Raw genomic sequence first — 12,018 nt, forward strand, 5'->3', positions numbered from 1 at the left:
GTTGCAGCCAATATAGCGCCTTGCGGGTGACCCCAGCAAATCCGCGCATCTTACCCTACGGCGAGGCCGCGCTCGGCGAAGCGGCGGCGCTGATTCGGCGCGGCGCCTGCGTCGCGGTGCCTACCGAAACCGTCTACGGGCTCGCCGCCGACGCGACCGATTCGGATGCCGTCGCGGGCATTTACGCGGCCAAGGGGCGGCCCTCGTTCAATCCGCTGATCGTGCATGTCGCGGATATGGCAATGGCCGAGACGATCGCCCGCTTCGACGACCATGCCCGCGCGCTGGCCACGCGCTTCTGGCCGGGGCCGCTGACGATGGTGCTGCCGCTGGCGAATGGCTCGCCGATCGCCAGTCTCGTTACCGCCGGCCTGCCCACCGTGGCGCTGCGCATGCCGGATCACCGCGCGATGCAGGGGCTGATCCAGGCGAGCGGCCGGCCGCTCGCCGCGCCCTCGGCCAATGCCAGCGGCGGCATCAGCCCGACGCGTGCCGCCCATGTCGCCGCGAGCCTGGCGGGACGCATCCTTTTGGTGATCGACGATGGCGCGACGCGGGCGGGGATCGAGTCGACCATCGTCGAACCCGCGACGCAGCGAATCCTGCGGCCCGGGCCGGTGACGGCCGAGGAACTGCCCGGCTATCGCACCGGCACCACGCCCGGCGCAGTGACGGCGCCGGGGCAACTCGCCAGCCATTACGCGCCGGCCAAGCCGTTGCGGCTCGATGCGCGGGTGGCAGCGGCGGGAGAGTGGCTGATTGGGTTCGGCCCGATCGCCGGCGATGACAGCCTTTCTGCCACCGGCGATCTGCGCGAGGCCGCTGCGCGCCTGTTCGATGCGCTGCATCGTGCCGATGCGTCCACCCGTTCCAGCATCGCCATCGCGCCGATCCCGGAGCAGGGCCTTGGCCAAGCCATCCGCGATCGCCTCGCGCGCGCCGCGCATCCACGCGGCTGAATCCGCCGCACCGCCGCGTCAAAGCAAATAACAGCCTTGCCAGCCAGGCTAGTTACAGATTGTTGCAATTAATTTCTGCCGGCACTGGTGACGTGTCCACGACATTACAACGATGCGTGCAGGTTATAGGTCGATAGCCAGTAATTCGCACGATGGTGAGCGCCTCAAAAACGTCGTTCACGTGAGAATCGAGGTTGTTGCGGTCTCAATTCGGGTAATCGGTATACGATCTCTTCTTTACACCCGCCCACAAACTTTTACCGTTGTACGGCCGCACAGCCCGCGAAAGACAGACGGGCGAGACGGTGACTGGCGGATGTTCGAATTATTTGAGCCGCGGTACGATTTCTCGGCTGCGGTTCCATGTTCGATTGTCTGCTGAGGATGCGCGGAACCCGGACAATATAGGCGGCTTGCTTGCACCTGTGTTGTTCGCAATCAGCGGCTGGTCTTGCGACCAGCCGCGGTCTCGAACGCCCCCCGTGGAGAGGGCGCGGCCTTACGCTGCCGTGCCCTCTTTCACCTTGTTGGCGAAGCTCTTGCGCAGCTTGCGGAGCTTGGGCGGAATCACGGCGAGGCAATAGGGATTGCGCTGGCCTTCGCCTTCCCAATATTCCTGATGATAGTCTTCGGCAGGCCACCATTGGCCGAGCGGCTCGATCGCGGTGACGATCGGCTGCGGCCAATCCGGGCGGGCACGCTCCAGCGCGTCCAGCGCCTCGCGCTCCTGCTCTGCCGAATGCGGGAAGATCGCCGAGCGATATTGGGTCCCCACATCGTTGCCCTGGCGATTGAGCTGCGTCGGATCATGCGTGGCGAGGAAGATGTCGAGCAGCTGGCCATAGCTGACCACGTCGTTGTCGAAGGTCACCCGGATCGCTTCGGCATGGCCCGTCGTGCCGCTGCACACTTCCTTGTAGGTGGGGCTTTCCTTGGTGCCGCCGATATAGCCGCTCTCGACCGCCTGCACGCCGATCACATCCTTGAAAACTGCTTCGGTGCACCAGAAGCATCCTCCTGCGAGGGTAGCCGTTTCGATCGTCATTACGAGGAACTCCTTGCTTGTCGCTCAAAGATAGGGTGGAGGTAGGGGCGGACAAAGGGGGGACCATCATGCGCGACGGAACGGTGTTGGTTACGGGTGGTGCGGGCTATATCGGCAGCCATGCGGTGCTGGCGCTGCTGGATGCCGGCTGGTCGGTTGTCGTGATCGACAATCTGGTGACCGGCTTCGACTGGGCGGTGGACTCGCGCGCCAAGCTCGTCGTGGCCAATATCGACGATGCCGAAGCGGTGCGATCGGCGATCCGCGCGCACGGCGTCACGGCGGTGATGCACTTTGCCGGATCGGTGGTGGTGCCGGAATCGGTGACGGACCCGCTCAAATATTATCGCAACAACACCGCCGCCAGCCGGTCGCTGATCGAAAGCGTCGTGGCGGAAGGCGTCCGCCACTTCATCTTCTCGTCGACCGCCGCCACCTATGGCATCCCGGAAAAGGTGCCGATCCGCGAAGACAGCCCGAAGGCGCCGATCAATCCATATGGCATGTCGAAGCTGATGACCGAGATCATGCTGAAGGACGTCGCGGCGGCGCATCCGATGAACTATTGCGCTTTGCGCTACTTCAACGTCGCCGGCGCGGATCCGCAGGGGCGCAGCGGACAATCGACCATCGGGGCGACGCATCTGATCAAGATTGCCGTGGAAGCGGCCACCGGCAAGCGCAGCCATGTCGGCGTTTACGGCACCGATTTCGCGACCGCCGACGGCACCGGCGTGCGCGACTATATCCATGTCAGCGATCTTGCCGCCGCCCATGTCGATGCGCTCGATCTGCTGATCGCGCGGCCGCAGGAAAGCCACACGATGAACTGCGGCTATGGCCGGGGATTCTCGGTGCTGGAGGTGCTGGACGCTGTTGATCGCGTGACCAACATGACGATCGAACGCAAGTTGGAGGGCCGCCGCGCCGGCGATCCCGATGCATTGGTGGCAGATAACAGCGCGATCCTCGCCGCCCTGCCATGGCGCCCCAAGTATGACGACCTGAACGGCATCGTTCGCGACGCGCTGGCATGGGAGCGCAAGCTCGCCGAACGCGGGCGTTAGGATCCGGCGTCCGGCCGGGATAGGTTGGCCTCGCTTCGAAAAGGGGAAAGCAGATGCTTCAACTGGTCTCGATCGCTGCGCTCGCCGTCTTTGCAGTTTCCGACGGCGTTACTGTACCGAAGGCGCCCGCGGCAAAAGCGCGATGCGAAAATGCCAAGTTACAGGTCGTGGGCAAGGATGCGGAGCGTGAAACATCGGCTCGTGCCACGCCGCTCGCGGAACAGCCTTTGGCGGATCGTTCCTTGGCAGTGATTCGCGATGCGCGCTGCGACCGTCCGGTGAAGGTGGAAACCCAGGTCGGCCAGCAACAGCGCTGAACCGCGCGTCGCCCCTCCCGATCGGAAGGGGCGACGACCGCTTCAGATGTCCTGCACCAGCCGGCCGTACAATTCCGGCCGGCGATCGCGGAAGAAGCCGAACGCGGCGCGGTGGCGCTTCACCCGATCGAGATCGAGCGTCGCGGTGATCACGCCTTCCTCGGTGCGATCCAGCTCGGCGAGGATGTCGCCGCGCTCGTCGGTGATGAAGCTGGTGCCGTAGAAGGTCTGGCCATGCTCGGTGCCGACGCGGTTGGCGGCGATCACCGGCACGACGTTGGAAACCGCATGGCCCACCATCGCACGACGCCACAGCCGCGCGGTGTCGAGGCTGTCGTCATGCGGCTCGCTGCCGATCGCGGTGGGGTAGAAGAGCAGCTCGGCGCCCATCAACATCATCGCGCGCGCGGTTTCCGGGTACCATTGGTCCCAGCACACCCCCACGCCCAGCTTGGCACCGGGGCCGTCCCACACCTTGAACCCCGTGTTGCCGGGGCGGAAATAGAACTTCTCCTCATAGCCGGGCCCATCGGGAATGTGGCTCTTGCGATAGACGCCCGAGACCTTGCCGTCCGGGCCGATCATCGCGAGGCTGTTATAATGGTGCGGCCCATCGGCCTCGAAGAAGCTGGTGGGGATGTGGATCGAAAGCTCGGCGGCGAGCGCCTGCATCGCCAGTACAGCCTTGTGCTCGGTCACCGGCTTGGCGTTGGCGAACAGGCCCTCGTCCTCGACCCGGCAGAAATACTCGCCCTCGAACAACTCGGGCGGCAGCACGACCTGTGCGCCGCGGCCGGCCGCCTCGCGGACCAGCTCGGTCACGCGGGCGATGTTCGCGTCGATATCGTTCGAGAAGGCGAGCTGCAGCGCGCCGACGGTGATCTCGGTCATCCGGGTCCTCAGAGCTTGGGGATCTGTTGGCTGATGCAGTGGAAGCTGCCGCCGCCGGTCAAGATATGATCTGCGCGCTGGCCTACAATGACACGGTCCGGGAAAATGCCCCGCAGCGTCTCGATCGCCGCCCCGTCGTTGGGCTGGCCGTAGAGCGGCACCACCACCGCGGCGTTGCCGATGTAGAAGTTCATGTAGCTGGCCGGGATCACCTCGCCATCCTCGTCGAGCACCGCGCCGGGGGAGGGCATCCGCACCACCTCGACGCCGAACGCCTCGGCGCGGGCGACCGCATCGGCGTAGATCGCCGCATTGGGATCGTCCTCGGCCGGGGTGGGGATCAGCAGCCGGTTGGGGCCGATAAAGCGGGCGAGATTGTCGACATGGCCGTCGGTATGGTCGTTGGCGAGGCCGTTGCCCAGCCACAGCACGCGGGTGTAGCCCAGGTCCGCCGCAAGCTTGGCTTCGATGGCCGCCCGGTCGAGGTCTGGGTTGCGGTTGGGGTTGAGCAGGCACTGCTCGGTGGTGACGCACAGGCCGGTGCCGTCGCCGTCGATCGCGCCGCCTTCGAGCACCCAGCCATGCTTGACGGCCGTAAGCTGCCGGCGGGCGGCGAGGCGGGCGCCGATCGTGTCGTCGCCTTCCAGGTCGTACTTGCCGCCCCAGCCGTTGAAGCCGAAATCCTGCGCGACATTGTCGCCGGTGACGATGCCGGCGGTGTCGCGCAGCCAGATGTCGCCGAACAGCTCGGTCACGACCTCGGCGGCATCGCCGGCCATGGCGCGGGCCGCCTCGGCGGCGGCCGCATCGGCGGCGACCAGGATAACGCGCTCGCCGCGGCCTTCGGCATGGACCGCGTGGGCAAAGGCGATCACTTCTTCGCGGGCGGGCTCCAGGTCTTCGACCCAGAGGTCAGCGTGGCTGGGAAAGCCGATCCAGACCGCATCGTGCGGCGCCCATTCGGGGGGAGGGGTACGAGTCATGGCGCGGCCTTTAGCCGCGTACGGTTACAGGGGAAAGGCCGACGGATGCCCGGCCGCTTCCCACAAGCCGTCATCCCGGCGAAAGCCGGGATCCATTCGCCTCTCGGTATCGGCAGGTGCCGTGACGGAAACCCCAATGGATCCCGGCTTTCGCCGGGATGACGACGGAAGGGGCGCTGGACCGTGTTACTGCCCCGCCCGCGCCTTGTCGCGGATGGCGCGGAATTCGGCGTCCTTGAACCAGTTGGGCCAGTTGCTGCCCTCGGCCAGTGCGCGGCCGAGGCCGTAATAGATCCGCAGGTCGGACAGCGCGCCGTCCCACTTCCAGTTCGGGTTATATTCGTCCTGGGGCTTGTGGTAGCGCTTGTCGGTATAATCTTCCGCAGCCTTGGCGCCGGCCGCCTTGCCGCCCACCACCAGATCGTCGCCGCTCTCGCCATACAGCATCGGCACGCCCAGCTTGGCGAAGCTGAAATGGTCGGATCGGTAATAGCCGCCCTTTTCCGGCGTGGGTTCGATGCCGATCACTCGGTCTTCTGCGGCGACCAGCGGCTTCACCAGTTCTTCCAGCTCGGACTTGCCGGCACCGATCAGCACGAAATCCTTCGCCTTGCCGACGATGTTGAGCCCGTCCATGTTCACGCCGCCGACCGTCTTGGCGAGCGGATACACCGGGTGCTCGGCATAATATTGCGAGCCGATCAGCCCCTGTTCCTCGGCGGTCACCGCCAGGAACACCATGCTGCGCTTGGCCGGGCCCGCCTTGGCATTGGCCTCGGCGAGCGCGACCAGCCCGGCGGTGCCGGTGGCGTTGTCGACCGCGCCGTTGCAGATATCGTCGCCGTCTACCGGCTTGCAGCGGCCGAGATGGTCCCAATGCGCCGAGAACAGCACCACTTCATCCGGCCGCTCGCTGCCAGGCAGGATGCCGACCACGTTCTTCGAGGCTTGGCGCTTGATGCCGACGCCGAAGCTGGCGGAAGCCTTCACACCCAGCGGCACCGCCTTGAAGCCTTTGCGCTTCGCCGCCTCGATCAGCGCGGCATAGTCCTTGCCGGCGCTGGCGAAGAGCGCCTTGGCCGCATCCTGCTGGATCCAGCCGATCAGCTGCGACTGGTCGGCATGGTCGCCGGGCGTGTCCTGCTCGAGCTTGGGGCCGCCCCAGCTGCTCTCGACCACCCCCCAGCCATAGGCGGCCGGCTCGGTATCGTGGATGATGATCGCGCCCGCCGCACCCTGGCGGGCGGCTTCCTCATACTTGTAGGTCCAGCGGCCATAATAGGTCATCGCCCGGCCGCCGAAGGGGCCGTCCAGCGTCATGGTCTGCCAGTCGGGATCGTTGATCAGGATGACGACGGTCTTCCCCTTCACGTCGAGCCCGGCATAGTCGTTCCACCCGCGCTCGGGCGCGTTGATGCCATAGCCGACGAACACGACCTCGCTGTCCTTCAGGTCGATCTTCGGGGTGACGCGATAGGTGGAGAACACCGCCTCGCTGCCATAGGCGAGCGACACCGGCGTCTTGCCGCCGGTAAAGGCGAGCTTGCTGGGGCTCTGCACGCTGAGTTCGACCAGCGGCACGTCCTGCACCCATTGCCCCTTGTTGCCGGGCTTGAGCCCCGCCTTCTGAAAGCGCTCGATCAGATAGGCGATGGTCTTTTCCTCGCCCGCGCTGGTCGGCTTGCGCCCCTCGAACGCGTCGGAGGAGAGCGTCTGCGTGACGGTCTTGAGCGTGTCGACCGAAATGGCGGGAGCGGTCTGCGCCTGGGCGGCGGTGGACGAAAGCAGGGCAAGGGCAAGCAACGAAAAGCGCATCGAATTCCTCCTGGTGCGCCCGTTTTGCGGTGTCGTGCCCGTCCACACAACGAAAAAGGGCGGCCCCGAAGGACCGCCCCATTTCTCGTTCCCGAAGGGAGCCGAATTAGCGCGAGTAGAACTCGACGACCAGGTTCGGTTCCATCTTCACCGGGTACGGCACTTCGTCGAGCGTCGGCACGCGGGTGAAGGTGACCTTCGCCGCGCCGTCCGGAGCGACATAGTCGGGGATGTCGCGCTCGGCGAGGCTCTGCGCTTCCATGACCAGCGCCATTTCCTGCGCCTTGCTGCTCAGGCTGATTTCCTGGCCCGGCTTGATGCGGCGCGAGCCGATGTTGCACTTCTCGCCGTCAACGCGGACATGGCCGTGGTTGACCAGCTGGCGGGCCGCGAAGATCGTCGGCGCGAACTTGGCGCGGTAAACGATCATGTCGAGGCGCTGCTCGAGCAGGCCGATCAGGTTCTGACCGGTGTCGCCCTTCATGCGCGACGCGTCTTCGTACGAGCGCTTGAACTGCTTCTCGGTGATGTCGCCGTAATAGCCCTTGAGCTTCTGCTTGGCGCGCAGCTGGATGCCGAAGTCCGACATCTTGCCCTTGCGGCGCTGGCCGTGCTGGCCCGGGCCGTATTCGCGCTTGTTCACCGGGGACTTCGGACGACCCCAGATGTTTTCGCCCATGCGGCGATCGAGCTTATGCTTGGCGCTGGAGCGCTTCGACATGTAAAATCCTTAGATCAATTGCGTTGACGTTGACCCGGACGGCACGCCGCCCTGATCGCGATCCCGGTTTCGCCTGTGCTTCTCTGATGGGAAAAGCGCAGGGCCACCGCTTCACCGGGGGTGCGGGGCCAATTGCGAAGCGGCGCGCGTAGCGGGACGCGCTGGACGAGTCAAGCTGCTCACTCCACCCGATGGCGCTTGCGACCCTCTAGTGCGGAAAGCACGCCGCGCAGTGTGCGCAGTTCCTGGCTCGACCAGCGCGGCTTGGTCAGCAGCGTGCGCAGCGTCCGCTTGGTCGAGGGCACCCGGTCGGGCGGGAAATAATAGCCCGAGTCCTCCAGCATCGCATCGAGCTGCCCGATCATCCCGTCCAGCTCCTCCTGCGGGGCGGGGGGATCGAGGTCGACCGCGGGCGGGCTTTCCAACCCGACATGCTTCGACCATTCATAGGCGACCAGGATCACCGCCTGGGCGAGATTCAGCGACCCGAACTCGGGGTTGATCGGCACGGTGATGATGGTGCGGGCGAGCGCTACATCGTCGGTCTCCAGCCCCGAGCGCTCGGGCCCGAACAGGATCGCGCTGCGCGTGGGCGCGCCGTGGATCTCGCGCGCGGCGACCTCGGGGGTCACCACCGGCTTGGTCACGCCGCGCTTGCGCACCGTGGTGGCATAGACATGGGTGCAATCGGCCACCGCATCGGCGACGCTCTCGAACACCTGCGCCTTTTCGAGCACGATATCCGCGCCGCTCGCCGCGGGACCTGCCGAGGGGTTGGGCCAGCCGTCACGCGGGGACACCAGCCGCATCTCGGTCAGCCCGAAGTTGAGCATGGCGCGCGCGGCCTTGCCGATATTCTCGCCCAGCTGCGGGCGGACGAGCACGATGACGGGGGAATTCAACTTTTGCCGACCTCGCTGACGTTACCGGCGAATTCCTCGAAATCCTTCGCCTCGCGGAAATCCTTATACACGCTGGCGAAGCGGATATAGGCTACCGAATCGAGGCCCTTGAGCGCCTCCATCACCAGCTCGCCGATGCGCTGGGAAGGGATTTCGCTCTCGCCCGTCGTTTCCAGCTGCCGCTGGATGCCGGAGACCAACCGCTCGATCTGGGCGGGCTGGATCGGGCGCTTGCGGCACGCTGTGGAGACCGAGCGCATCAGCTTGTCGCGCTCGAATGGCTCGCGCCGGTCTCCGCTCTTCACCACGGTAAGTTCGCGCAGCTGGATGCGCTCGAAGGTGGTGAAGCGCGCACCGCACGCCTCGCACTGCCGCCGCCTGCGGATGGCCGCCCCGTCGTCGGTGGGGCGGCTATCCTTTACCTGGCTGGCCTCATTGGAACAGAATGGGCAGCGCACTTAGCCGCCATAGATCGGGAAGCGTTCGCACAGCGCGCGGACGCGGGCCTTCACATCGGCCTCGACCGCGGCGTCGCCCGCCTCGCCCTTGTTCCGCAGGCCGTCGAGCACGTCGGCGACCATGTTGCCGATCTCGCGGAACTCGGCCGGGCCGAAACCGCGCGTGGTGCCCGCGGGCGAGCCGACGCGGATGCCGCTGGTCTTCATCGGCGGCAGCGGATCGTTGGGGATGCCGTTCTTGTTGCAGGTGATCGCCGCGCGCTCCAGCGCCTCGTCGGCGTCCTTGCCGGTGACGCCGAGCGGGGTGAGATCGACCAGCGCCAGATGCGTGTCGGTGCCGCCCGAGACGAGGTTCGCGCCGCGCTCCTTGAGCGTCGCCGCCAGCACCTTGGCGTTCTCGACCACCGCCGCGGCATAGCTCTTGAACTCGGGACGCAGCGCCTCGCCGAACGCGACCGCCTTGGCGGCGATCACGTGCATCAGCGGGCCGCCCTGCAGCCCCGGGAACACCGCCGAGTTGATCTTCTTCGCGATCGCCTCGTCATTGGTCAGGATCATGCCGCCACGGGGCCCACGCAGCGTCTTGTGCGTGGTGGTGGTGACGACATGGGCGTGGCCGAACGGGGTCGGGTGGACGCCGCCGGCGACCAGGCCGGCGAAGTGCGCCATGTCGACCATGAACATCGCGCCGACTTCGTCCGCAATCGCGCGGAAGCGGGCGAAGTCGATGTGGCGCGGATAGGCCGAGCCGCCCGTGATGATCAGCTTCGGCTTGTGCTCGCGGGCAAGCGCGGCGACCTGGTCATAGTCGATCAGGTGATCGTCGGGGCGGACGCCGTACTGGACCGCGTTGAACCACTTGCCGCTCATCGCTGCGCGGGCGCCGTGCGTCAGGTGGCCGCCGGCATCGAGGCTGAGGCCGAGGATGGTGTCGCCCGGCTTGGTCAGCGCGAGCATCACCGCGCCGTTCGCCTGCGCGCCCGAATGCGGCTGGACGTTGGCGAAGTCGCAGCCGAACAGCTGCTTGGCGCGATCGATCGCCAGCTGCTCGACCTCGTCGGACGGGTGGCAGCCCTGATAATAGCGCTTGCCGGGATAGCCCTCGGCGTATTTGTTGGTGAAGACCGAGCCCTGCGCCTCGAGCACCGCCTTGGAGACGATGTTCTCGCTGGCGATCAGCTCGATCTGATACTGCTCGCGCGCCATCTCGTGCTCGACGCCGGCGAATACCGCCGGATCAACCTCGGAAAGCGTCTTGGTAAAGAAGCCATCCGGCTGAAGGCCTGCCGTAACGGGGTTGGTGCTCATGCGGGGCTCCTTTCGGGGTTGCTCAGCTTTTCGACGCGACGCTGGTGGCGATCGCCGAGGAAAGCCGTTTCGAGAAAACTGGTAATGCAGGCCTTGGCCATCTCGATGCCGATCAGCCGCGCGCCGAGCGCGATGACATTGGCATCGTTGTGCTGCCGCGCAAGGCTGGCGGACAACGGCTCGGAGACGAGAGCGCAGCGGGCGGCCGGGTTGCGGTTGACCGCGATCGAAATGCCGATGCCCGATCCGCACAGCGCCACGCCGAACGTCGCGTCGCCACTCTCGATCGCCTTGCCCAGGCGATAGCCGTAGTCGGGATAGTCGACGCTATCCGGACCATTGGTGCCCAGATCGAGCACGTCATGTCCGGCTTCACGCAACCATTCGGCGACTTCTGCCTTCATTACGTAGGCGGCGTGATCCGATGCGAGGGCGATGCGATGTGGCATGGCGCGCTCCCTACGCGCGTGCGCGCCCGCTGGCTAGACACCCAGGAGACCATATGCTCAAGACGTTATCCATTCTGCTGCCCGCGCTCGCCCTCGGCCTCGCAGCCTGTTCGCCCAACACCGAGGACCGCGTGGACAATTCGCTCGATCGCGCCGGCGATTCGCTCGCCAATGCGGCCGATCGCTTTGGCGACAAGATCGAAAAGGGGATCGATCGTGCGGGCAACTCGATGCGCCGGGGCGCTGATCAGGCAAGCGATGGATTAGCAAACGGAGTCGATCAGGTGGAACGGGCAAGCGATAATGCGACCGATTGAGGAAGGGCTAGTCCGATATGGCCAGCCAGCCGCGTCGCCGCACCTCCGGCAAATAGGTTACGCTGACCGGCACCTGGCTTCCATCGCATAGCAGCAAGCGCCAGCGCCGCCCTTTTCGCTCGGCGCCCGCAACCGCCCCAGCCGCCACCCACATGCCGCGATGCACTCTGGTGCCGTCCAGCATGGCAATTTCCTGAAGCGCATCGCCGAATTTGTAATGGACGAGGGCGCTGCTCTTCCGGGAGTAGACACGACAATAGTGGTCCTGCGCCTGAACGGCGAGGAGTGCCTCCGGGGCGACGCGTGCGCGGGCGAGGAGGCCGGCCGCGATATCGGCGCCCGGCGCACGAGCAATGGCGGCGGCAGGGGCAACGCCGCCGGCGCCGGCACTTCGTGCAACGGCTTTGTCTTGCGAGTTTCGTGCGGCAGGTGTTTGCAGCACGCGCGCCGTTACAAAGCATGTTGCCAGCGCAATCAGTCCGATCACCGCCGCCTGGGCCCACACAACGCCCGGAACCGCCGCTATGGTGATGCCCACCACTGCAGCACTCCAGCGGATTTCAGCCGGGAGCGGGAGGTTTAGTAGGATTACGCCAACACTGGCGACTCGCAGCCAATCCCGCGGCTTTCGAACGAAGAGCGCGAAAAGCATCTGCCATTTGAGCGCGTTCCACCCCATGAGAAGCAGCCAGAAGCTGATGCGCTTGGGTAGCGGCAGTGTGCTGGTGCCGAAACCTCCGGTCACGATCATCAGCCCGGCAGCGCATGTGCAGGCGATCCATAGGA

At 65.9% G+C, this 12,018-nt stretch carries 14 protein-coding genes; 4 read left to right on the top strand and 10 right to left on the bottom strand.

Annotation, left to right across the window (positions count from 1 at the left end; all coding sequences use genetic code 11):
- The first annotated feature begins 20 nt into the window (after positions 1-20).
- Positions 21-959 (top strand): L-threonylcarbamoyladenylate synthase, encoded by a 939-nt coding sequence (locus ACNFJ7_RS14995; protein ID WP_152997755.1) that lies wholly within the window; start codon positions 21-23, stop codon positions 957-959.
- Between the two features lie 499 nt (positions 960-1,458).
- On the opposite strand, the gene msrA is transcribed toward ACNFJ7_RS14995, so the two are convergent.
- Positions 1,459-2,004 carry a peptide-methionine (S)-S-oxide reductase MsrA gene (msrA, locus tag ACNFJ7_RS15000; RefSeq protein ID WP_019369867.1) on the bottom strand — a complete coding sequence of 182 codons (546 nt, stop codon included), beginning with the start codon at positions 2,002-2,004 and terminating at the stop codon, positions 1,459-1,461.
- A gap of 68 nt (positions 2,005-2,072) precedes the next feature.
- Between msrA and galE the strand changes: the two genes are divergently transcribed.
- Entirely contained in the window at positions 2,073-3,071 is a 999-nt protein-coding gene (galE, locus tag ACNFJ7_RS15005; protein WP_058805417.1) for a UDP-glucose 4-epimerase GalE, read from the top strand.
- A gap of 53 nt (positions 3,072-3,124) precedes the next feature.
- Positions 3,125-3,388 (top strand): hypothetical protein, encoded by a 264-nt coding sequence (locus ACNFJ7_RS15010; RefSeq protein WP_019369869.1) that lies wholly within the window; start codon positions 3,125-3,127, stop codon positions 3,386-3,388.
- 42 nt (positions 3,389-3,430) lie between these two features.
- On the opposite strand, the gene aguB is transcribed toward ACNFJ7_RS15010, so the two are convergent.
- The 8 genes from aguB to rpiB form a co-directional block, all read right to left on the bottom strand.
- Positions 3,431-4,279, bottom strand: coding sequence for an N-carbamoylputrescine amidase (gene aguB / locus ACNFJ7_RS15015; protein ID WP_019369870.1), 849 nt, complete (start codon positions 4,277-4,279; stop codon positions 3,431-3,433).
- 8 nt (positions 4,280-4,287) lie between these two features.
- Positions 4,288-5,262: an agmatine deiminase family protein gene (locus ACNFJ7_RS15020; RefSeq protein ID WP_019369871.1), complete on the bottom strand. Its 975-nt coding sequence runs from the start codon at positions 5,260-5,262 to the stop codon at positions 4,288-4,290.
- Positions 5,263-5,448: 186 nt separating this feature from the next.
- The gene (locus ACNFJ7_RS15025; RefSeq protein WP_019369872.1) at positions 5,449-7,077 is read right to left on the bottom strand and encodes a M28 family metallopeptidase; all 1,629 of its coding nucleotides are present in this window, start codon (positions 7,075-7,077) and stop codon (positions 5,449-5,451) included.
- Positions 7,078-7,183: 106 nt separating this feature from the next.
- A complete protein-coding gene (gene rpsD, locus ACNFJ7_RS15030) occupies positions 7,184-7,798 on the bottom strand; it encodes a 30S ribosomal protein S4 (RefSeq protein WP_019369873.1) in 615 nt (204 codons plus the stop codon).
- A gap of 179 nt (positions 7,799-7,977) precedes the next feature.
- Positions 7,978-8,700: an RNA methyltransferase gene (locus tag ACNFJ7_RS15035; RefSeq protein ID WP_019369874.1), complete on the bottom strand. Its 723-nt coding sequence runs from the start codon at positions 8,698-8,700 to the stop codon at positions 7,978-7,980.
- A complete protein-coding gene (nrdR, locus tag ACNFJ7_RS15040; protein WP_019369875.1) occupies positions 8,697-9,158 on the bottom strand; it encodes a transcriptional regulator NrdR in 462 nt (153 codons plus the stop codon). Before nrdR ends, ACNFJ7_RS15035 begins: the two co-directional genes overlap by 4 nt.
- Positions 9,159-10,466 (bottom strand): serine hydroxymethyltransferase, encoded by a 1,308-nt coding sequence (glyA, locus tag ACNFJ7_RS15045; protein WP_019369876.1) that lies wholly within the window; start codon positions 10,464-10,466, stop codon positions 9,159-9,161.
- Positions 10,463-10,915: a ribose 5-phosphate isomerase B gene (rpiB, locus tag ACNFJ7_RS15050; protein ID WP_026009193.1), complete on the bottom strand. Its 453-nt coding sequence runs from the start codon at positions 10,913-10,915 to the stop codon at positions 10,463-10,465. Before rpiB ends, glyA begins: the two co-directional genes overlap by 4 nt.
- A 53-nt stretch (positions 10,916-10,968) precedes the next feature.
- Here rpiB and ACNFJ7_RS15055 point away from each other — a divergent pair, with 53 nt between their 5' ends.
- Positions 10,969-11,232 carry a hypothetical protein gene (locus tag ACNFJ7_RS15055; protein ID WP_019369878.1) on the top strand — a complete coding sequence of 88 codons (264 nt, stop codon included), beginning with the start codon at positions 10,969-10,971 and terminating at the stop codon, positions 11,230-11,232.
- A gap of 7 nt (positions 11,233-11,239) precedes the next feature.
- On the opposite strand, the gene ACNFJ7_RS15060 is transcribed toward ACNFJ7_RS15055, so the two are convergent.
- Positions 11,240-11,983: a LytTR family transcriptional regulator DNA-binding domain-containing protein gene (locus ACNFJ7_RS15060; RefSeq protein WP_192813037.1), complete on the bottom strand. Its 744-nt coding sequence runs from the start codon at positions 11,981-11,983 to the stop codon at positions 11,240-11,242.
- Positions 11,984-12,018: the final 35 nt, after the last annotated feature.

Source organism: Sphingomonas sp. HT-1 (genome assembly GCF_048568905.1).
Lineage (GTDB): Bacteria > Pseudomonadota > Alphaproteobacteria > Sphingomonadales > Sphingomonadaceae > Sphingomonas.

Bases quoted from the DNA above. Each gene is read 5' to 3' on its own strand.
- ACNFJ7_RS15010 (WP_019369869.1), top strand. From the start codon at position 3,125: ATGCTTCAACTGGTCTCGATCGCTGCGCTCGCCGTCTTTGCAGTTTCC.
- ACNFJ7_RS15025 (WP_019369872.1), bottom strand. From the start codon at position 7,077: ATGCGCTTTTCGTTGCTTGCCCTTGCCCTGCTTTCGTCCACCGCCGCC.
- galE (WP_058805417.1), top strand. From the start codon at position 2,073: ATGCGCGACGGAACGGTGTTGGTTACGGGTGGTGCGGGCTATATCGGC.
- rpsD (WP_019369873.1), bottom strand. From the start codon at position 7,798: ATGTCGAAGCGCTCCAGCGCCAAGCATAAGCTCGATCGCCGCATGGGC.
- glyA (WP_019369876.1), bottom strand. From the start codon at position 10,466: ATGAGCACCAACCCCGTTACGGCAGGCCTTCAGCCGGATGGCTTCTTT.
- ACNFJ7_RS15055 (WP_019369878.1), top strand. From the start codon at position 10,969: ATGCTCAAGACGTTATCCATTCTGCTGCCCGCGCTCGCCCTCGGCCTC.
- aguB (WP_019369870.1), bottom strand. From the start codon at position 4,279: ATGACCGAGATCACCGTCGGCGCGCTGCAGCTCGCCTTCTCGAACGAT.
- rpiB (WP_026009193.1), bottom strand. From the start codon at position 10,915: ATGCCACATCGCATCGCCCTCGCATCGGATCACGCCGCCTACGTAATG.
- ACNFJ7_RS15020 (WP_019369871.1), bottom strand. From the start codon at position 5,262: ATGACTCGTACCCCTCCCCCCGAATGGGCGCCGCACGATGCGGTCTGG.
- ACNFJ7_RS15060 (WP_192813037.1), bottom strand. From the start codon at position 11,983: ATGATCGTGACCGGAGGTTTCGGCACCAGCACACTGCCGCTACCCAAG.
- msrA (WP_019369867.1), bottom strand. From the start codon at position 2,004: ATGACGATCGAAACGGCTACCCTCGCAGGAGGATGCTTCTGGTGCACC.